This window comes from Ornithinibacillus liuyingii (assembly GCF_055550225.1).
On sequence record NZ_JBPWOS010000008.1, the window covers coordinates 194,941 to 216,451 of the forward strand.

The following is a 21,511-nucleotide window of genomic DNA, read 5'->3' on the forward strand; positions in this document are numbered from 1 at the left end:
TCGCCAAATATGTCCCTCTATATAAGCTCAAAATAGCTTAGGAGCCCAAGCTTTTAGTTTAATACCTTGATTAATACAATTTCGTCTTTAATAGGGATGCCTTCGTTCCCTATTAAAGGGATCTCTGGTTTAAGCTTTCTTGCTTGCTCCACTGCATTCGGCAAAATTTTTGATAGGGTAAAGCCTCGCTTCTGATAAAACCTTAACGCTAGTAAATTATCATTTGTTGTGATGAGCTTTATCTGCTTACAGTTTTTCTCCATTGCAAGCTTTTCCACCTCTTGAACTAAAGCTGACCCTATTCCTTTTCCTTCCTCGGTGCTATCTAATGAAATAATTTCACATTCGTGATCTTTTATGATGTACGTAATTAGACCAATCATGGTATCTTCTTCATTTAAAGCAGCAACACCATCTAATGTGCTACAATCATAAACACCGCTGGAAATAACCATTTCCGGACTTCCCCAATGTTGCTGAAAAAAGTCTATTATTCTACTTTTAGGTAATTCTGCTACCGCACAATACTTCATACTAGGTCACCTCTGTCATCTCGTTTACATTCAGATACAAACTAGTCGTTCTTTTCTGTTGATATACTTGCTTTTCAATCCTTCTCCATTTCACGTAATTAAACGTAATTTGAATCAATTACATTTCTTTACACTCCTTTAAGAGTGAAAAGTTACATAACTAACCAATGCGATAAAGAACAGTAATGTTTCTAGATTAATTAAAATAGGGTTCGGTTTTACCTTGGAGAAAAAGATAACGCGTTTGACTAAGGTTGCCCCTTTTGCTTACTTAACGTTCTCTTCAGTTCCCATTTAAAAGCAACTACTAAAGCAAGTAATTGACACGTTATTCCCAAGAACCACCCAATTATTGGTGAATAGTTGATCAATGGATGTAGTGCATTGCCTAGACCTATAAACGAAGAAGCTAACAGAATAAAGATAATCATTAATTTCTGATCTCTATTAATGGTTCTCTCCTCCTTATAATGAAATCTTAGACGCTTTAAACATACATAAAATACGCTATGACTAGTAAAACAGTCACCGCAAGAATGGATTGAATCCAGATTAATTTATTGCTTATCCCAGCCTTTGCTTCTAAATAAAAAATATAACTATTTACTAATGCATAGCCTATTGTCATTAGACCAAAACCTTGTGGACTGATTGATACATATTGTAATAATCCGATACCTAATAAAAGCATTCCAATTGTACCAACAACCATATTAAGAAATAAATGTTTTTTATCCTTATTCATATGCCCAACCATTTATCATCCGCGCTTTTCATTACAATATCGAAGTTTTTACTGTATTGATGCATAAACTCCTCGTATTGTATACGTCTTTGTTGATGGGATTGCAGTAAATAATCCATGTTTGCTCCTCTTTTTTCTATATCACGTATGGATCGCCTTTTTAGTTCCGTATCCCCATCGGTATAAAAATAAATGAGTAAATCAAATAGCTCCGGATTGGCAAACGCTACACTCATGCCTTCTACAATGGTTATCTTGTTATGTGAGGATAGTACCTCACTTTTTGCATAATGGGTATCTATCGTACGTAAATCCATTCCTTCCTTTAGCATCCGTATATCCCTTTCCAAGGAAGGGATATGATGTGCAGCAGGATGACAAGCAGTCATCTTAAATCGATAGGCTGTACCTTTATGTGTATAATCAATTAATGCATGTTTTCTTATTACTGAGCTCACGATGTATGGATCGGTATTTAGATACGTAACCTGGCAATCTAGCTTTTCTATTAATGCATGGGCAAAAGTGCTCTTCCCAGCAGCTCCATGACCAGAAATTCCAATAATCCGCTTCCCATCTGCCTGATGAATCCATCGTGTGATTTCTTGAATTAATGTATCCAACCCTCATTCTCCTTGCTAGTAATCTATGCTACCTATCTGTCTATAACGACTTCACTCCGCTCAACAGGGTGCGAAATATTCTAAATCTTCAACTCTATCTTAACACAAATTCGTTGTACCATTTACATTATTTTACACCGTCTTAAATAAAGTAAGACTCAGCTTTTCTATAGAAAAAAGCATACCAATACATATGTTAATTGGTATGCTAATCCATCTAGTATTTACTATTTATTTCTCCTGCTAATCCCAAGCCATTAGTTATATTCCTCATAAAACTGATTGAATTCCTCTTCCGTAACTGCATGAAACATCAATTGATCCTCTGTCATCCAGAAGGATAGTTCCAAACGTTCTGCACCATCATGGAATTGACCAGCTAGCTCGACAGACTCCCCATCCACGGTCGTATAAAGTTCCAAAATATGTCCATCGGTTATGCCGTTTACTTGATAGCTCGTTTCTTTATAGGGGTTATTTTTATCATCTGTATGCTCGATTATTAATAAATTCCCAGTTAGCTCCCCTTCTAGGAGTGCCTCGTTAAAATTAAGGAAAAACAACTCTTCTTCTCCGGTATAAAGATAGCCACCATGCTGTCTAAGCTCCGTGAAAAAGTCCCGAATACGCTCTTGCTCTTCATATTCCGAGTTATCTTCCGCTTCCTTCTGGGGTGATTGAATCCACCAAATTATCAAAACGGCTAAAACAACGACTAACACCACAATTCCCCATACTGCTTTATTCTTCATTTCGTTTCCCTCTCCTAATAAAACTGTATTCACACGGCTGTTTGCGAATGCGTTCATTATTCTGAAGCTGGCTGGAAAGATCTTTATACTATCAGCCAAAGAAAACAAAATACATTACGACTGCTTGGTTTAGCTTATTTTTGAATTGGAATTCTTATGAAGAAACACTTACCCTACTGAATTATTTTTTATTAGGAAAGATAGTTAATTGATATCAGAAACCGTTACAAACGCATAGCCTTCTGCCTCTAAGTAATCTAACACGAGTTCCACCGCTTCTACTGTGGTTGCATGAATATCATGCATTAAAATAATGGATCCATCTTGTACATTTTCCTTCACAATGCTTAGTACCTGATCGGGATCATGTGATTTCCAATCTAATGTATCGATGGTCCATAACGTAGATGGAATTCCGATTACATCAGTCACTTGGTCATTAATCGCACCATACGGTGGTCGAAATGCAGTTGGTGATACGCCTAGTACACTTAGAATAACGTCATCGGTCTGCTGGAACTCCTCCCTAATCTCCTCATTGCTTAATGTTGTTAAATCCTTATGGCTCCATGTGTGATTTCCAATCTCATGTCCTTTCGCAGCCACTTCCTTGACGATGTCAGGATAGAAAACTGCTCTATTTCCAAGCATGAAAAAGGTAGCCTTTGCCTGATGCTCATCTAACAACTTCAAAATCTCCTGTGTATTACTTGGATGTGGTCCATCGTCAAATGTAAGAGCAACTCGCTTTTTTCCAGCTGGAACTTCCTGTTCTAAACCTTGCTCTTCGTTTGGTTTTGGTGGTTCAGAATCTTCTGCTGTCTGGTCTGGAACATCTAACCGTTCTTTCCACTTATCGGTCAGTAAATCTTGCATTTCTACTAATGGGATAGCAATTTCCGGAAATCCTGCAACACCTGCGGTAACCTCATACTTATCAAATTTAAAGATAATGGACTCATCCGTCAGGTATACATTAGAGAACGTATTATTCTCATCATCGATCCATTTTTGTAGCTCTTCTTCAAAAAAGAATGGACTGTATGCTTCATCGTTTTTAAATGCATGCAGTAACTTCTGGTAAATCTCTTCTCTACTTTCTTCCGTATCCTTTACAATATTTTTTTGGTCGATAAATTGGTTGTTCTCTATATCCGGTATAAATATTTTAGATATTTGCATACCGTTGGCCCCACCAAAAAAACTTTCCTTTGTAAATACAATGGAATACACGTTTTCCACCACTGGGTAAATGTCAAAGGATAAATAGAAGGAGGCATTATGACCTTGAGAAAGCTCCTCTGTATCCTCTACCTCTTGGAGAAATTCTTGCTTTGATTTGGATACATAATCATTCATTTTCTTATTTAACTGCTCGTCGTCAAATTCGGGATAATGGATGGCAAGGTGATATGCTTCCTCTTCTAACACTTCTGTTATGATATTAACGCCCGGATAGGCGGATTGTTCCGTTTCAGTTTCCTTCGCGCCTTGTTTTTCTGATGTGTCTGAATCAGAGTCATTACTGGAAAAAACGAAGAATAACACAATACCTAGGATTAACATAATCGGTAATACGAAATAAACTAGTTTCTGTCTCATTTATTAGCACCTTCTAATTCTTGTTGTAAACTCTTCCTATTTACGCCTCATAGAGTGGGTTCACAATACCACGGTAATGATCCTTTCACAATCGCCCCGCCCGTTGCATGATTGGTTACTGTTAGTGCTCCACCGTGGAGCCTGATAATCCTCTGTGAGATGGTTAGTCCTAGACCAGCCCCTCCAGTCAAAGCATTCCTTGATTTTTCCCCACGAAATAGCGGGTCAAATGCATGCTTCAATTCCTCTTCAGTAAATCCCACTCCAGTATCACGTACAGAAAAGATTACTTGTTGATTTGCTTGTTCCAGATGGATGGTGATTTTGCCATGAGGAGGTGTGTGCCGAACTGCATTATCCAATATGTTGGTTATTGCTCGTTCCAACAAATGCGCATCTCCTGTAACTACGACATCTCCCTCTAACCCTGTCCTCATCATGGTGATATTCTTATCCTTTGCACTTGGAGTAAGCGTATCGATGGCATGTTCGACTACTTGCTCCAGGTTAACCTTGTTTTTCTTAAGTTCCATTTCACTGATTTCTGTCTTCTTATAAGTGAATAAATCCTCTACCAAACGGTCTAGCTGTGCGGACTTTTCTTTACATACGGCGAGATACTTTGCTCTTTTTTCTGGCGAATCCGCTATCCCCTGTTCAAGTCCATCTAAATAACCACGTAGGGCAAATAATGGTGTTCGTAAATCATGGGCTACTGCAGCAATGACAAAACGACGATTCTCATCTAATTCTGCCTGCTTACGAAATGATTTTTTCAAACCTTCCACCATTACATTAAATCCATCGCGCACATCTGCTATCTCTGTCACGATAGACTTTGGCAATTCAACATCTAAGTCTCCTTCTGCAATTTGCCTTGCACCTGAGCCCATCCCTTCTAGTGGTTTCAAAATATATTTGCGGAAGGCGAGCGCGCTTAGCAGTAACGCTATGACAAAGCCCAATATCGCGGCAATAGTTTGATTCATTCTCGTATTCGAATAGGAGACGTAAACCCTTCCCACAATCTGACCATCTTCTATAACCGTAACTTGTTCAGACTTCCTGGAGGTGCGTTCCTGATAGGAGCTTGATTCAAAAATAACATCGTCTGATGCTGATTGGATAGATACATCGATCTTACTTTCCTTTAGATGTTGATTGAACTGATCCTGCCATACAGGACTCGTCCAATTCGCTTTATTTTCTTCTACTAGCTGAATCGTTTGCTCCAATTGATTCCTTTGTTCTTCCTTTATGTCGAAACGAAATGATTTTGTTTCCATTACATGTACTGTAACAAAAAACACCCATGGCACTAATGTTAAGAACGTACAACAAAGTATAGTAAACGTCCGAATCCGTATCGTTTTCATGTTATTCTCCTTTAAAGCGATAGCCGATGCCCCACTCATTCGTGATAAATTCTGGCTGATTAGGATCGGCTTCAATTTTTTCCCGAAGTCGACTAATATGGACCCGTACGGTGTGCTTATCGCCAATTCCTTCCCAAAACTTCTCTAATAATTGCTCATAGGAAAATACAAATTTTGGATGCTCTGCAAATAGTCGTAGCAGGTCATATTCCTTCGGCGTTAACGAGATTTTTTTCCCTTCAATCATGACTTCTCTTGTTGATAAATGAATGGTAAGTCGACCATAATCCAATACCTTCATATTCTTTTCCCCTTGACTAGATCTACGCAGCACCGCCTTTACTCTGGCAACAATTTCACCTGGAGAGGCAGTCTTTACAATATAGTCGTCGCCACCTAGGGATAAGCCGCGAATTTTATCTACGTCATCACCGCGAGCACTCAAAAATAGAATCGGAACATCACTTTCTTCACGAATTTGTCTGCATAATTCAAAGCCATTTAGCCCAGGCATCATAACATCTAGAATGAGACAATCAATCGTTCCCTGTTTTAAAACTGCCAATGCTTGTGCTCCATTATTTGCCGTTTTCACATTAAATCCGTCCACCTCTAAGAAATCCCGCAACAGCTCCACAATATGATGATCATCATCTACAACTAATACCGTATAGGTTTCGTTCATTAAAATCCCGCCTTTTCTAAAAAACCCCTACTAGTAGTCTAAATTCAGTGTATCACGTTTCTCATTAGCGACAAGCTAGTTCCTCGTTTTGTGATGGTTTTGTGATACTTATGTAGCATTATTTGAGAAGCTTTAAGTTTATCATTCTCCTTGGAAAGACAACTTTAAATTAGGAGGAATACACATTCATGTTCAAATTGTTTTATTCGATGGATTTGATTTATTAGACGCAATAGCCCCGTATGAAGTCTTTACTTCTGCTGCCTTGTACACAGACAAGCCCATATCAGTAACCTTTGTTTCCGCTGAAGGGAAGCGCACCGTCCCGAGTGGAGATAACCAAGTAGTACTTCAAGCAAGCGCTAAGCTTGATATTAATCAAAAAGGAATTATTGTCGTCCCTGGTGCTTCTGGAACACTTGACCCTACCGGTATGGATTCTATTCCGGCAAAATTACAACAAGCAACTGAGACCGATTTACCTAGACTTTTAGAGGGGGCGATGGAGAACCCTAATGTTGTGTTAGCGACCGTTTGTGGCGGTTCTCTTATCCTAGCGATGGCTGGTTTACTAGAAGGGCGTCACGCGGTTACCCATCATTTAGGTATGAAGCTTTTAGGAGCGACAGGTGCGATTCCAATACAAGCACGTGTCGTGGCCGATCAAAACCTTATTACAGCTGGCGGGGTTACTTCGGGATTGGATCTTGCTCTTTATTTAGTAGAAGGCGAGTTAGGTCCACGTATAGCACACGCCGTAGAGCAGTTATTTGAGTATGAACGTAGAGGAACTGTTTGGAAGGCCGAGGGAGATACTCCAATAGTACAGCAACAAGGAGATCAATCGGAATTACCCAAAGAAACATCTTCTACACAATCAGGAGATGGAATAGATTTTCAAGGGCTATGGGATACAACGATATCCACACCTGTTGGTAAAATGAACGTCCTATTAGATTTAAAGAAGGAGAATAACCGTATAGTTGGTACAGCCAAACAAGGTGAAGAAATCGTAACACTTGATAACCCCGCATTAGACGGGGATTCCCTAACATGGACAATGAAAGTGACTAAGCCAATACGGCTTACCTTAACATTTATCGTTACCGTAAAGGGAAATAAAATGCGTGGCATCGTCAAGGCCGGAATGCTTCCATCATCTAAATTAGTTGGAAAGCTTGTTTCCTAGAAGGGTGAACATGATGTATTCCATTCTCGTATTTTATCCAGGACCTTAACCATTATTCTTAGGGACTTTCTTCGCTCTTCCTTATGTACTAACTAATGTGCAGTCTCAGACAAGGGAACGGGGAGGGCTTTGTTACCAAATGATTACGGATGACGGGAAAAGGGCACTGAGAGGATGCCTCTGTTACCTACATGATGACGAATAAAGGAAAAAGGGCACTGACAGAGCTTCTCTGTTACCTAATTGATCACGGATAACGGAATAAGGGCACTGAGAGGATGCCTCTGTTACCTACATGATGACGAATAAAGGAAAAAGGGCACTGACAGAGCTTCTCTGTTACCTAATTGATCACGGATAAGGGAATAAGGGCACTGACAAAGCTTCTCTGTTACCTAAATGATCACGATTAACGGAATAAGGGCACTGACAGAGCTTCTCTGTTACCTAAATGATCACGATTAACGGAATAAGGGCACTGAGAGGATTCCTCTGTTACCTAAATGATCACGATTAACGGAAAAAGGGCACAGATAGAGCTTCTCTGTTACCTAATTGATCACGGATAACGGAAAAAAAGCACTGAGAGGATGCCTCTGTTACCCTATTGATCACAGATAACGGAAAAAAGGTAACAGAGCGGATGCCTCTGTTACCCAAATGATCCCGGAGATCGTATTCATCATGACTAATCGCCATACATTTTTTAAATTTCGGAGGAGTTATTTATGAGGAAATTCATTCTTACTATTGTTTTCATCATTCCAATCATGTGGGTCTTCCATACGTTTTCAAAGAATTTCATGGTTGACCCTACGTTTGAGAAGTTTCTTGCTAGGAAGGATGACATTCTAACCAATGAATCACTGTGGCTGCTCATGATTCGTATGCATATTTTCCTGGCAATTATCTCCCTTCTTACTGGGCCTATTGGCGTGCTCAAGAAAATACGTCGTACATCCATTCAGGTTCACCGTTGGAATGGGCGGATATATGTCATATCGATTCTATTAAACTTCATACCAGGAATCTATGTCTCTTTCTTTGCTACTGGGGGATGGATTAGCACGGTTGGCTTTCTTATTTTGAATTCGCTATGGCTTTATACAACCGTGTTAGCCTATTGGAATATTAAAAGGAAAAAAGTAAGCTTACACAGTACATGGATGACTCGGAGCTTCTTTCTTACATTTGCCAATATGACTATTTATATAGTCGTACTCATTTTGCATACGATCATGAATATCCCGTATAGCCTTTCTTATACTATAGCAGTGTGGTCATGTTGGATTCTTAATTTACTTTTGGCAGAAATTTTTATTAGGAAGAGGATCTTTTTATAATGGATATAACAGTTCATCTGATCATGCGCCGGTAAAAAGATAAGAATTGACAACTTATTATATCACCTATATATTTTACTAAATGAAATAATTTAGGTGGGATAGCATGATAAACGATAATCTCCAAAACAGCGACCTTATTCACTATATTATAGAAGAAATAATCGATATCCAGAAGCAGTCCCAACAATTTGTCAATCGAATCACGTTGGGTGAACAGCTTACCCAATCCCAGTTAGTGTTATTGTTCCAGCTGAAGAAACAGGATGGAATGAAGGCTACGGATATTGCAGAATTTTTTCATGTTACACCAGGGGCAGTAACAGCAATGTGTGATAAGCTAGAGAAGCAATCATACATTGAACGAACTAAGGACCCAATGGATCGCCGTATTGTAAAAATGGTCCTCACTCCCCAAGGCGAACAGAAGATAAGGGAATTATTTAAGAAATTCCCTGAAAAAGAAATAGAAAAAATAGCAACAACACTAGTACAAGTAAATAAATTAATGTCTACCATTACCTAAACATGCTCTTAAGTAAATCTTAAGGGTATTTTTTATTGACTTCTATATTTAATAAGTATATATTTTAATCATTAAAATATATACTTATTAAAACAATTTAGAAAAGGGGGATTTTCTTGGATAACAAAGCTTCTAACCGCTGCAAAAAGTTGACCAAAACAAGTGGTCTGATTAAAGAAAGGTTACTGGATTACGCCTTGATACGGATTAATGGGGCAGTTACATGTCAGCAGGAACTAGAGTCTGAGAGTTTATTTATTTTAGGTCGTGCAACATTTCTATCTCATGCAACCGTCGGCAAACTAAACTCAAAAGGGGTCTCTACCTTTCATTCATTACACGCTGACGAGATTACCAATATCGGATCCCTCACGTTAACCGAAGGAACAGCTATGACGATCCAGAGTAGTGGGATACTATCAGTCAAGCAGGCGATTACCGCAGATCACTTTGTGGCTAAAGGTGTTGTTAAAGCAGCTATTGTCAAATCCAACTACATCTCCATAGCTTTAACTGGTAAAAGCAAAATTGAAACGCTTCAAGGGAAGCACATAGAAGTAGACTTAGAAAAGAGGGGATGGTTCATTCATAAAAAACAATTAATTTGTTCCGCTATTGTAGGCGAGGATGTAAAGCTTCATTCAACAATCGCCAATTCAATTAAAGGAAGGACAATTCAAATAGGACCTAATTGTCATATTAGACACATGAGCTACTCCGATTCTTATACCCTCCATCCAACATCAAAGGTTGAACAAATACATAAACAATAGTTTGCTGGTACTAGAGTCGACACCTCACATGCAAGTCTCCAGTTATGCCTTATTTTTTATAGCTATACTTTATTGCAAAATTTTTGTAAATTTTTATGCTTTTCCTATTATTCTATGGAATATATTATATAAAATAGAATTAAGGGATGGTGAAATGATGAAAAGAAAATTTACGAAGCAAGAAACGAGTTGGATGTATTATGATTGGGCAAGTAATGCTTTTTCCATGATTATTACTACCGCGATTTTCCCCATTTTTTATAAAGCACAAGCAACAGCAGCGGGGGTAGAGGCGGCAGATTCAACAGCATACTTGGGTTATACCATTGCGATTTTCACATTTATTTTAGCCATGATTGGCCCAGTATTAGGAACTATAGCAGATTATGAAGGTTATAAAAAGAGGTTTTTTGTTAGCTTTTTATTGTTAGGACTTATCTCTACCTTTTCGTTAATCTTCGTACCAGAGGGAGAATGGTTACTATTACTTATCCTCTTCACAATGGCTTCACTTGGTTTAACAGGAGCAAATCTTTTTTATGATGCCTTCATAATTGACGTGACCGATAATAAACGGATGAATAAGGTATCGGCAAGGGGCTTTGGATACGGCTATATTGGTGGAGCTATTCCATTTTTAATTAGTATTGCCATTATCTTGTTAGCCCAAGAAGGGATTATTCCAATATCCAGTACAACCGCTAGTAAAATTGCATTTCTTATCGCCGTAATCTGGTGGGCGATATTTTCTATTCCAATGATTAAAAACGTTAAACAAATACATGGAATTAAGCGGGAACCAAACCCGATTCGTACAAGCTTCCGTCGTCTGAAGGAAACGGTTACATCCATTAGACAATATAAGCACTTAACGATATTTCTAATTGCTTATTTTTTCTACATAGATGGTGTCGGAACGATTATTTCCATGTCGACAGCATACGGAACTGATGTAGGATTGAGTGCAACGGTTCTATTAGTTGTCTTGTTTGTCACCCAAATCGTAGCAGCTCCTTTTGCCATTCTATATGGTAGATTAGCTGACCGATTTTCTGCAAAGCTTATGTTAAATATTGGTGTTTTCATCTATATCATCGTATGTATATACGGCTACTTCCTTGAAACAGCACTTGATTTCTGGATCCTAGCCATGCTTGTTGCTACATCACAAGGTGGCTTACAAGCATTAAGTAGATCGTACTATGCCAAGCTAATTCCGAAGCATAAATCTAATGAATTCTTCGGTTTCTATAATATCTTTGGTAAGTTCGCTTCTGTTACAGGTCCTGTTTTAATGGGGGTTACAACCCAATTGACAGGAAAATCGAATGCAGGTGTCTTGAGCCTAATCGTATTATTTATAATTGGAGCAATTGTGTTAGCCTTTGTTCCTTCTGATAAGAAATTATTAAATGAACAAAATGGTAAACTGAATGTTTCTTAAGTTGTAAACATAATGGGACAAAAAAACAGTCTACTCCTTTCAAGGGTAGACTGTTTCCTATATTATATCAACGGGCGCTTATGAAAGTTCAAGCTTACTAAAAAAAGCACATGATGATGCAATCATTACTTCTATCTTAAATAATAGTTCCAATCCGTCAGCATGATTTTAAGATAGTTTGTAGCTGTTTTTCGTAATTCTCTTCCCTCTTATTTGATAAAACTGATTCAAAATAAGTGCTCCAATCATTTGAACCAACGTCTTTGCCATAATTTGTCCAGCGATGGCGCCCGGTATTGCTGCCCATGGTAAAATATTCGCACCAATTGGGCTTAATCCAATCACGATAAAGACAACCGAATCGAGGAACCCACCTACTAGCCCACTATAGAACACACGCCATGGTATCGGTAGCTTCAGCCTCGTATATATCTCGGTGTCTGCTGTTTCTGCCACAATAAATGAAAGTGCAGATGCTGCTACAATCATTAAGGTATCCCCTAACAGATAGGAGACAATTCCAGATATAATTAATGCAGTAAATATAATCATGTATGTTTTCTTTCTACCGTGTCGCATTTGCACAAGGTCACGTAGAATGAAGGTTGCACCAATAAATAACGTTCCCATTGGTATTATAAACACGCCAAGTACTAGAGGCGCAAATTTTGCCGTTATGACATTAGCAACGACAATGGATAGTAAATATAAAAATATTCTCATGTCTTATCCCCTTCTTAAGATTACCGGTTATCGATTTTTTCTGGATTGAGATCGTGATTCATTAAACGATAATTCGCCATTTCTTCATATTTAGTACCTGGCTTGCCATAATTACACCATGGATCAATGGATATACCGCCACGAGGTGTGAATTTGCCCCACACTTCGATATAGCGTGGATCTAACAGCTCGATTAGATCGTTCATAATGATATTCACGCAATCCTCGTGGAAGTCGCCATGATTTCGAAAACTAAACAAATATAATTTCAATGACTTACTCTCTACAATCTTCTTATCTGGTATATAAGAAATATACATGGTCGCGAAATCTGGTTGGCCGGTAATTGGGCATAGACTAGTAAATTCCGGACAATTGAACTTTACGAAATAATCTCGGTTAGCATGCAGATTGTCTACAGACTCTAATACCTCTGGTGCATAATCAGAGGGATATTTCGTATTTTGATTCCCTAGTAAATGTAATTCGTCTAATCCTTCCTTATTGGTTCTTGGTGACATAAAAAAACCTCCTCGTAAAGTTTGTTACCACTTCACAAGAGAGGCCATAGCATTAATCTATTAAAAAAAGAAAAAACTATGCCCTTATGGACATAGCAATCCATAGTTTTTTATAGAGGGTTTAAGCTAGGAACCTCTCCCGTTCGGGTATGCAATTGATTTCTTTATTATACAACTCCTTGTGCACATGTCAATCTCTATTTTATTAGGCAACCATTTGCTTTATTCCTTTCCTTAAGGAGTCAAAAAAAGAGTAACAGATTTACAATAAATCCGTTACTCTCATATAAACCTGTCAAAGGGTAAAACAATTATAGCTCAAAAGTAGCTGTTTTTCCTTTGGATAAATCTTTTGCTTCCTCACCCCGAATAGGGCCGAATTCTAATTCAATAGGTTTATCCTTCCAAATTTTTTCATACTGCTCTTTGTCTAATGTATATATTTGCAGATATTCACCAGACTCGCCAGCTTCAATCACATCACCATACCGATAATTAAGTAGCATCCCTTGATCGAGAATGTACTGACTTCCATCGTTTACAATTAGCTTTGAACTCATTGATGATAGATTAATAGGCTCTGAACCTTGATTATCAAGATCGAATTTAGCTGTCAGCAATACGATTCCATTATTAAAGTCAGTAAAGCGTGGTGCTTCTACTTCATTAGGTGTGAATTCAGTAATCTGATATCCCTCTAGTGTAACCGTTACATCTCCTAACTGTTCACTTTCTCCAATATCAGACTCTTCCTTCAGCATCTTCTTCTCACCCATATCGTCAGTAGTTACCTTATCCTTATAAAAGGCTTCATTGGCAGCTACCTTTTCAGCGCCTTCTTCATTTAAGCTAAGTTTAAATTTGCCTTCCTTTCCAATCGGATTACCGAAGTCTCCTTTTTCCGCTTCAGCAGCTGGAACGTCTATAGCCACAGTCCCTACATCTAATGCTTGCTGTAAATGGGACTTACCGAATGGATAAGCGTAATAACCAGTTACAGATTCACCAGCTTTTAAGGTGTAATCATTTGACGGTGATAATTTTTCTGGCAGCTGTTCTTCTTCTGGAAGCAGCTCTTTATAATTGTTATAAGCCTTATCCGCACCAGTAAATGACAGATAAAAAGTAGGCATATAATATACATCTTGATCCAGCTCATTCGTCACGGTATATTGTGCAATAATGACACCACCATCGGTCTCATCATTGAAAGGAATATCGAAATTAGTGTGGAAATCATTTAATTCAACCAGTGTATAGGCATCCAATGAAACCGTAACACCGTCCAATTCATGTACTTGTGATTCCTTATTTTCATAAAGTACATTCGCCGTTCCTTCTGTTTTATCCTCCATATAAGTAATTAATTCTGCAAAATCACCAGTAGCCGCTCGATTCGTTTCTTCTGATTCCGCTTCTTCCTCTGGTTCATCTTCTTGAACTTCCTCGTCGTCAACCTCTTCATTATCTTCCTTTGAAACATCTTCATTATCATTAGCTGTCTCTTTCTCGCCACTTCCACATCCACTGACAATAAATAATGCTAGCATCATAGTGACAAGAACCATCCATAATCTACCCAATATTTTCCAACCTCCAAGATTTCAAACTGGTAACAGTGTAACATATTAGGCTTTTTAGTAATATGAGGAGAAAGGATTAATTTATATGGAAGAATACTACAATACTAAGTCTCAAGTCACATTACTTTAGAACGAACCTTCGCAGAGCAAGGAATATTTAATTGAACCTAATGAATAGCCTATAGATCCCTACCATATAAGATCTTTCTAGGATTTATAACAATTAATAGTAATGCGACTATAACATAACAAGGCATTACATATAGTAAAACGTCTAATACATCCCCCGGAATTACCACTAGAGAAAAATTAAACAATTGATGAATGACAATTGGTATCACAAGGTTCTTATTCAGATTGTAGAATAACGTCATCATAATGGAAATAGATAAAATCCCAATCATAAAAAGCACCATGTACTTGATTAAACTGATCCCAGCATATCCCGAGGCAAACCATAGTGGGGTGTGCCAAAATCCCCACAAAATTCCTATTATGATGCCAGATAATAATGGAGAGTACTTTTTTTGTAATTCACTTAAAGCATATCCTCTCCAACCTAACTCTTCCCCTAAAGGTCCCCTTACTAAACTATCTATAAAAGCAATGAGCAATAGTCCGAAGCTCGTAAAGGAAAACGCTAGCGTACCCTGTATATTGGATAGTACTATAATAGCTACAAAGAGGATTAAAACTTGTATACTTACTACATTAATCAATACAGAAGGCCTTATTCTTTCAGCAAATTGTTTTTTTATAAACTCTATTAAACTTACTTCTTGTTGAATTCTCTTAAACAATATAATAAAAGCAAAGGTTGAAGACCATGCAGCGATAACTTGTAGAAGGTTGGTTATACTATCAGGAACCCCCAATAGCATACTTATGCCAATAGCGATAAAAAACACCAAAAATATAACATAGCTTAGGATAATAAAACTTATCAATGGTCTCTTGACTGGTTTTTTCTTTTTCATAAAGCCACTCCTTTAAAACAAGTCGTTAATAATGGAGTCATCCATTACTAATCATCATTTTAAACCTGTGGGTTACCCCCAGCTCAAGACCATTTACGATTTATTTTAAAGGGGTGTACACTTCTAAAAACACACGCTCTAGACCATCTACATATGTAGTCAATAATATATTGATATACGTTACACCAGCTAATTCATACCCATTTTCACGTGCTATCTTTAAAAGCCTTTCTCCTACTTCTTGGTCCATACTTTCCCCACCATCCACCGCTCTGCCGTTTTCGATTACCATATACATACATTGCGGATGATAAAGGATACCACCGTTATCATTATGTTCTGGATCTCCCATCTCTCTAACAATAACAAAGTGATCTTCTTTAATTCCCTTTTGATCAAAATAGATAACACGTCTTGCACTCTTTAACGTAACAGCTTTCTCCTCTGTATTAATTTTTAACATTTCATATTCATTGTAAGCTTTATAATCCGTTATGTTGCCCACTACTTCTAATGGTCCCATCTCTTTAATCGTATACTTTCCTAAATGATTGTTAATTTTATTACAAGCTTCTTTCACCGATCTAATCTTTTTTAAAAGAAGACTCTTATATTCAAGTTCCTCAACTATTTGTTCTTCCTTCTCCTCTAATATACTTTCTAAATCGACTACACTCATATTCTGCCGTATCTCTTGGATTTTCTTAATCTCGATATCAATTTCCCTATAAAAATTGGTTGTAATAACGTCCTGAATATCATATTCATTATATTTTCTATACCCATTATGAGCATCATGCTCCGGTTTAACCAAACCTTTTTCCTCATAATACTTTAATGTATCCCTAGAAACTCCCAAAAATTTAGCAACTTGACCAATGGTATACATAATTCACCCCCTGTAAATCGGCTGTAAGAATAGACTTACCTTTATCACAGAAACATTTTTATTAAAAAATAGACCTCTACACTTATTATAAATAATGTCTTGGTCATTCACCATTATTCCCTGAGTAGTCCCGCTTTCAGGATGTTCGCAAACTTGATATTTATACGCCTATTAAAGTTACCCATTGGTTAGGAGAGTTCATTTTTCATGTTGCTCCTTTTTGGCAGACTGGTTGATTAACCAAATCTTGCTGTAATAGGTTGATTAGTTATGGAATACAAAAATTAGCCCCCTTACGCTATTTTGTAAAGGGACTTCATGTCTAGCTATGCTTCAACCACTCATACTTTTCTGCTCATTAAGTTCCATTTCTCCATTCGATTTCTCCGACCTTATTAATATCCCGATTCCAATAAGTAAAAGGATCATCCCTACCCACGAGATAAGGCTTAACGTCTCCCCTACGATAAAGACGCCTAATAATGCAGCGGTTAGCGGCTCGGCCAACGATAGGGTAACAGCGGTAGAGGAGGATACATGGGTAAGCCCTTTGGCAAATAATAAATAGGCTATTCCTGTTGCCACGATGCCCAGATGAAGACTGACTACAACACCGCGAGAACTTGCTAGCCAGGAGATATCAAACACAAACAAAAATGGCGATAACAAAATCCCACTAAGGGTAAATACAATTGCCACTACAGATATAGAAGAGTATTTTGCTACTAGCTCCCTACTTACTAGCGTATATCCTGCAAATGATAACCCCGCACCCAATGCCAAGAATAATCCCACCGGGTCCACTTGAACAGCGTCTTTATTCATAAATAACAAAAGACAGCCGAAGATAGAGAGCAATGTAGAACACCACCAAATCATAGGTGGACGTTTTCTACGATAAACCCATTCTAAAAATCCAGATAAAATAGGGGCACTCCCAATCGCTACTACAGTCCCTATAGCCACCCCAGTTAATGTAACAGCTGAGAAAAATAAAGGTTGATACAAGGCCATACATAAAGCCGCTATTAGTGTCGGCTTAATTGGCCAGTTCCTGACATTCCATTTACCAGTTAGGAGAACTATTAGTAATAAAAATACCCCTCCTACCGCTAAACGAGTACCCCCAATCGCAATCGGATGGGCGGAATCTGGGGCAAGCGCTTGTGATGTTCCTGTTGTCCCCCACAGAATCGCAGCCAATAATATCAAAAAAGGAGGTAACTTCCCTGTCATTTTGCTCACCTCAATTAAAAAAAGAATAGTAAACTTATCATAGAAAAATTCCTAAGAATTTTCTTTACCAAGTTTACTATCCTTTTTATCCAATTTGAAGCTTTCTATATTGTTGTGGAGCGATTCCCTCACAGCCTACAAACCATCTCGTAAATGAGGACGAATTCTCATAGCCTAATTCCTCACTAATCCTCGACATAGACCAATCGGTTGCAAGCAGGAGATGCTTTGCCTCCTTCAAGCGAAGCTCGGAAATATATGCTTTCGGACTCTTCCCAGTCTTTTTCTTAAACCAAGCTGAATAATATACCGGATGATAGTGTTCAATCGATGCTAATGCTTCTAGCTTAATAGGCTCCTTATAATGTTTATGAATATAATCAATGGATGGTGAATGGGAGATTTGCAGCTTATTCGTTACATATCTAGTCAAATCCACTAAGGAAGATAAGTTATCCTCATTCCTTGCCTCTTCCAATAGCAAATAACGAATAGAACTCCATTGTTTATCTAACGGTATGTACATGCTGTCCGTATCTCCCGGCAAATAGTGAATTGGGATATCTAATATTAGAAATTCATTCCTATCGACCGATCGGTAATGATGATTACAATTTGGAGGAAGGTAAAAGCAATAATCGGATGTAAGGTTTACCGCTTGCCATTTTGTTTGTATGTCTAAGGTACCCTGTAAAGGGAAAAGAAATTGGCCAAAATCATGTTGATGTGAATGGAATTCCTTCGAATACGTTCTTCTCTCGCATATGACTTGATTGAGACGTTGCATCATGTACTCCCCCATAACCTTAGCTTATTATAATATAGTATAAATCTTATAAGGTGTACCATAAAGGGAGAATTCCGTTTTTTTAGTAGATGATGTATGGCGCTAGTGTAACCGTGCTTTTCCCTTCCTTCATGACAGAATAACTGGCTTTTCAAGTTACATACTGATAAGAGATTACATATTGCAAGGCCATTTACAGATCCAAGTATTCTTTTATGCCATCACGAATAGCCTCTGCCGCAGTTTGTTGAAACTCCTCCGATATCATCTCTCGCTCCTGCTCCGGATTGGTCAAATATCCTACTTCTAATAAGACCGCAGGCATCGTCGTATCGGTTAGGACAAAGTAATTTTCCTTTCTAACCCCTCTATCGGTGTAGCCAGTTGCACTTAACAAATGCTTATGTATCGTATTGGCTAATACTTCTGCATCGTCATGGTAATAATACGTTTCCGTACCCGATACAGACGGGTTATCAAACGTATTGGCATGTATCGAAACATACAAATCTGCGGATAGGTCATTCGCAAAGTTCGGTCTCTCTCTTGTCTCCGTTGAAATAAAGACATCTTCTTCTCTAGTCATATATACTTCCAATGCTGCTTCTTGTTCCAGTAGTGCTGCTAGTTTCTTTGACAAGCTTAATGTGAAGTCCTTTTCAAAAGAAGCACTAGCACCGATTGCCCCCGGGTCATCGCCACCATGCCCTGGATCAATTACGACCTTATAAACCGGGCTTGAGCTATCTTCCTGTTCATTTGATACGACCACATCTTGGTTACTCAATTGCTCTTCCTTTTTGGCCTGGCTTAGTGCTTTACTTAACTCCACATTTTCCTTCCAAGTAAATATTAGTAGAACGACTAACAGACTAAAAACCACTAATCTAATCCATTTCTTCATACGCAAATTCTCCTTGTTTCACATCTAGTAGCTGTATGTTTATTACAATTATTGTTTATCCAGTATTAAGTCTATTTCACCTATTCATCTACAGTGTAACACCTTGATGTAAAGGTGAGATAAAGATAAAAAAAGTAGCCTATACCAATATTTCAGTATAGACTACTTTACAAATTATAATTCCAATTCCTGTTTTAATTGATTAGAAATAGTAGCTAATCCTTCTTCTGACGGGATGAAATAATAGATGCCTTCAATTTTTTCATCCTGACCTTCTATTTCATACGTTTTGATTTCTGAAGCATCAATAGATGAATATAGCTTCTGTAATTGGAATAATTCACTAGGACTTAGGCTAGTCTTCACATTTGATCCGATAATATTTGCCAGTTCTCCCACTTTAAACAAGGTGTCCGTAGAAATTGCTTCCTTTAAGGTCGACTTGATAAATTGGCGTTGTCTTTCTTCACGAGAATAGATGTTATTCGTTGCCTGTTTTCTCATACGAACAAAGGCAAGAGCTTCCTCACCATTCATCTTTTGCTCACCTTTTTCAAAGTAGAAGGTCTCACCACCTTTAATGTGACTTTTTTGTGAGAACGGTTCTTTGACATCAATCGTAACGCCACCGAGTGCATCTACTACCTCACTAAATCCTTCAAAATTAACCGCAACATATTCGTCGATTGGAATATCTAACAATTGTTCTACCTTTTCGACAGTTAGTTTATTGGCACCATAGCCAAACATAGAACCATAGGAGTATGCTGCGTTAATTTTATGGTAACCAACATAAGCAGGGTCTACTTCATCTGCCGTAAAATCCATTTTTGTATCACGTGGAACGGTTGTTAGGGATACTTTCTTGGTATTCGGATTTAATGTAGCAACAATTAGCGAGTCAGCACGACCATTTTGGCCACTTGCCCCATCATCCACTCCCATTAATAATATCGATATCGGGTCGCCACCAAAGTCAACCTCTTCCTCTCTAAGTGCCGACTTGTTATCTGGACGGTCAATCTCCTCATGAGCCTCTTTTGTAGCCGCATAAACATTTACAAAGAAATAAATACTATATGCTACGACTGCGGCGACAATTAATAATAAAAACTTCCAAGTTAATTTTCTCCGTTTTCTCTTTCTAATTTGCTTTCGGTTCTCCAATGTAATCTCCCTCACTTTCGTATTATCTTGCATGAATACGCTAGTAACGTAGAACTAGTCCATACCTATCCTATTACTAGGGAAGACGATAACAGCGATTATAACAGTTGAAATGATATGCTTGTATATGCTCATCAATTACCTTCGTCTGGAAACCTTGCTCTTGTAAGTACTGTAGCAGAGTAGATAAATGATGGGCGGTCTCGCCACGATCGTGCATTAATATAACTGGGGTTATCCCATCATTTTCTAATTTTTCTACCTGTGATATAACATTCTTTACGTATTCATCCTTTGATAAACTCCAATCACTGCTATCTACATTCCAATCCCACAATTTAAATCCATTCTGATCAAACACTTCCCTAAATGAATCGGTTAAATATGGGATGCTTCCATACGGTGTACGAATTAAGGAGGAATGGACACCTGAAATACTCTCTAATGTATCCTGTGCTGTTTTCATTTCCCCTAAAGCAGACTGCTCGGATTTATAAAATATATCTTTATTATGGGTCACCCCATGTAATCCGACAGCATGTCCGTCCTTAACCGTACGTCTTACTGCCTCTGGATATTGCTTCATCGCAGGCTCCAGCATAAAGAATGTTGCTTTCGCATTGAATTGATCAAGCGTATCTAAAATTTCATCTGAAACAGAGCTTGGGCCATCGTCAAATGTTAAGTATACGACTTTCCCCGTCTCATCTGCTATTGATTTTACTGGTTCTTCCGTTACTTCTTCGTTCTCATTCGTTTCTACTTCCGGTGATACTGTATCTTCTGACGGCTCTACGGTATCTTCCTCTTTATCTTGTACCTTTTCATCCTCTGAATCTATGGATAACGATTGCTCGCTATTATTCTCACTGTTTTCTGAGCTAACAGCGGTCGAGCTAAATTTCGTTACAATCGCGAAAGCTACGATAATTAGTACAACACAAATTATTAGTGGTCGGTAACTTTTTAACATATTGATGATCTTCCTTTCACTTTACCCTTTACTGTTGGTGCATAATGCTAGAGTAGTATAGTGAAATAAAGATAAAAAAAAGATAGCGTGAAGTTAACTTAAAGATTACTAGAATACGATTCCAAGTAACATGTCGTCTAACCCTAACCAGAAAGGGCGG

Annotated in this window: 23 protein-coding genes and 1 riboswitch; of the genes, 5 read left to right on the forward strand and 18 right to left on the reverse strand. The window is 38.1% G+C overall.

Annotated elements, in window-relative coordinates; translation table 11 throughout:
* Nucleotides 1-53 precede the first annotated feature (53 nt).
* From ACSKT4_RS12730 to ACSKT4_RS12765, 8 genes are all read right to left on the reverse strand, one after another.
* Nucleotides 54-533: a GNAT family N-acetyltransferase gene (locus ACSKT4_RS12730; RefSeq protein WP_186868014.1), complete on the reverse strand. Its 480-nt coding sequence runs from the start codon at nt 531-533 to the stop codon at nt 54-56.
* Between the two features lie 248 nt (nt 534-781).
* Nucleotides 782-964, reverse strand: a complete 183-nt coding sequence (locus ACSKT4_RS12735) for a hypothetical protein (RefSeq protein ID WP_186868013.1) — start codon at nt 962-964, stop codon at nt 782-784.
* 56 nt (nt 965-1,020) lie between these two features.
* The gene (locus ACSKT4_RS12740) at nt 1,021-1,278 is read right to left on the reverse strand and encodes a hypothetical protein (RefSeq protein WP_186868012.1); all 258 of its coding nucleotides are present in this window, start codon (nt 1,276-1,278) and stop codon (nt 1,021-1,023) included.
* Nucleotides 1,275-1,901: a uridine kinase family protein gene (locus ACSKT4_RS12745; RefSeq protein WP_186868011.1), complete on the reverse strand. Its 627-nt coding sequence runs from the start codon at nt 1,899-1,901 to the stop codon at nt 1,275-1,277. The genes ACSKT4_RS12740 and ACSKT4_RS12745 overlap by 4 nt, the downstream gene beginning before the upstream one ends.
* A 257-nt stretch (nt 1,902-2,158) precedes the next feature.
* On the reverse strand, nt 2,159-2,653 hold the full coding sequence (locus ACSKT4_RS12750) for a hypothetical protein (protein ID WP_186868010.1): 495 nt from the start codon (nt 2,651-2,653) through the stop codon (nt 2,159-2,161).
* 204 nt (nt 2,654-2,857) lie between these two features.
* Nucleotides 2,858-4,255, reverse strand: coding sequence for a polysaccharide deacetylase family protein (locus ACSKT4_RS12755; protein ID WP_186868009.1), 1,398 nt, complete (start codon nt 4,253-4,255; stop codon nt 2,858-2,860).
* Between the two features lie 47 nt (nt 4,256-4,302).
* Complete coding sequence (locus ACSKT4_RS12760; protein ID WP_186868008.1) at nt 4,303-5,631, reverse strand: sensor histidine kinase; 1,329 nt, start codon at nt 5,629-5,631, stop codon at nt 4,303-4,305.
* 1 nt (nt 5,632) lies between these two features.
* On the reverse strand, nt 5,633-6,316 hold the full coding sequence (locus ACSKT4_RS12765) for a response regulator transcription factor (RefSeq protein WP_186868007.1): 684 nt from the start codon (nt 6,314-6,316) through the stop codon (nt 5,633-5,635).
* Between the two features lie 184 nt (nt 6,317-6,500).
* On the opposite strand from ACSKT4_RS12765, the gene ACSKT4_RS12770 reads away from it, so the two are divergent.
* From ACSKT4_RS12770 to ACSKT4_RS12790, 5 genes are all read left to right on the forward strand, one after another.
* Nucleotides 6,501-7,505: a DJ-1/PfpI family protein gene (locus ACSKT4_RS12770; protein WP_465823536.1), complete on the forward strand. Its 1,005-nt coding sequence runs from the start codon at nt 6,501-6,503 to the stop codon at nt 7,503-7,505.
* Between the two features lie 728 nt (nt 7,506-8,233).
* On the forward strand, nt 8,234-8,848 hold the full coding sequence (locus tag ACSKT4_RS12775) for a DUF2306 domain-containing protein (RefSeq protein ID WP_186868006.1): 615 nt from the start codon (nt 8,234-8,236) through the stop codon (nt 8,846-8,848).
* A gap of 106 nt (nt 8,849-8,954) precedes the next feature.
* Entirely contained in the window at nt 8,955-9,374 is a 420-nt protein-coding gene (locus ACSKT4_RS12780; RefSeq protein ID WP_186868005.1) for a MarR family winged helix-turn-helix transcriptional regulator, read from the forward strand.
* Nucleotides 9,375-9,490: 116 nt separating this feature from the next.
* Entirely contained in the window at nt 9,491-10,147 is a 657-nt protein-coding gene (locus ACSKT4_RS12785; protein ID WP_186868004.1) for a hypothetical protein, read from the forward strand.
* A 157-nt stretch (nt 10,148-10,304) separates the two neighbouring features.
* Nucleotides 10,305-11,591 carry an MFS transporter gene (locus ACSKT4_RS12790; RefSeq protein ID WP_436262590.1) on the forward strand — a complete coding sequence of 429 codons (1,287 nt, stop codon included), beginning with the start codon at nt 10,305-10,307 and terminating at the stop codon, nt 11,589-11,591.
* 168 nt (nt 11,592-11,759) lie between these two features.
* On the opposite strand, the gene ACSKT4_RS12795 is transcribed toward ACSKT4_RS12790, so the two are convergent.
* The 10 genes from ACSKT4_RS12795 to ACSKT4_RS12840 all read right to left on the reverse strand — a co-directional run bounded on the left by ACSKT4_RS12795 (nt 11,760) and on the right by ACSKT4_RS12840 (nt 21,351).
* Nucleotides 11,760-12,314, reverse strand: coding sequence for a VUT family protein (locus ACSKT4_RS12795; protein ID WP_186868002.1), 555 nt, complete (start codon nt 12,312-12,314; stop codon nt 11,760-11,762).
* A 20-nt stretch (nt 12,315-12,334) separates the two neighbouring features.
* Complete coding sequence (queF, locus tag ACSKT4_RS12800; protein ID WP_186868001.1) at nt 12,335-12,835, reverse strand: preQ(1) synthase; 501 nt, start codon at nt 12,833-12,835, stop codon at nt 12,335-12,337.
* Between the two features lie 96 nt (nt 12,836-12,931).
* A riboswitch (PreQ1 riboswitch) is annotated at nt 12,932-12,978 on the reverse strand.
* Between the two features lie 168 nt (nt 12,979-13,146).
* Nucleotides 13,147-14,421: a DUF5068 domain-containing protein gene (locus tag ACSKT4_RS12805; protein WP_465823538.1), complete on the reverse strand. Its 1,275-nt coding sequence runs from the start codon at nt 14,419-14,421 to the stop codon at nt 13,147-13,149.
* A gap of 176 nt (nt 14,422-14,597) precedes the next feature.
* A complete protein-coding gene (locus ACSKT4_RS12810; protein WP_186868000.1) occupies nt 14,598-15,395 on the reverse strand; it encodes a CPBP family intramembrane glutamic endopeptidase in 798 nt (265 codons plus the stop codon).
* A gap of 100 nt (nt 15,396-15,495) precedes the next feature.
* Complete coding sequence (locus ACSKT4_RS12815) at nt 15,496-16,284, reverse strand: MerR family transcriptional regulator (RefSeq protein ID WP_186867999.1); 789 nt, start codon at nt 16,282-16,284, stop codon at nt 15,496-15,498.
* Nucleotides 16,285-16,617: 333 nt separating this feature from the next.
* Nucleotides 16,618-17,520: an EamA family transporter gene (locus ACSKT4_RS12820; RefSeq protein ID WP_186867998.1), complete on the reverse strand. Its 903-nt coding sequence runs from the start codon at nt 17,518-17,520 to the stop codon at nt 16,618-16,620.
* Between the two features lie 85 nt (nt 17,521-17,605).
* Nucleotides 17,606-18,310, reverse strand: coding sequence for a helix-turn-helix transcriptional regulator (locus ACSKT4_RS12825; protein ID WP_246521256.1), 705 nt, complete (start codon nt 18,308-18,310; stop codon nt 17,606-17,608).
* A gap of 190 nt (nt 18,311-18,500) precedes the next feature.
* Nucleotides 18,501-19,211 (reverse strand): N-acetylmuramoyl-L-alanine amidase family protein, encoded by a 711-nt coding sequence (locus tag ACSKT4_RS12830; protein WP_186867997.1) that lies wholly within the window; start codon nt 19,209-19,211, stop codon nt 18,501-18,503.
* Between the two features lie 174 nt (nt 19,212-19,385).
* Nucleotides 19,386-20,411: an LCP family protein gene (locus ACSKT4_RS12835; protein WP_465823525.1), complete on the reverse strand. Its 1,026-nt coding sequence runs from the start codon at nt 20,409-20,411 to the stop codon at nt 19,386-19,388.
* Between the two features lie 43 nt (nt 20,412-20,454).
* Nucleotides 20,455-21,351, reverse strand: coding sequence for a polysaccharide deacetylase family protein (locus ACSKT4_RS12840; protein ID WP_186867995.1), 897 nt, complete (start codon nt 21,349-21,351; stop codon nt 20,455-20,457).
* Nucleotides 21,352-21,511: the final 160 nt, after the last annotated feature.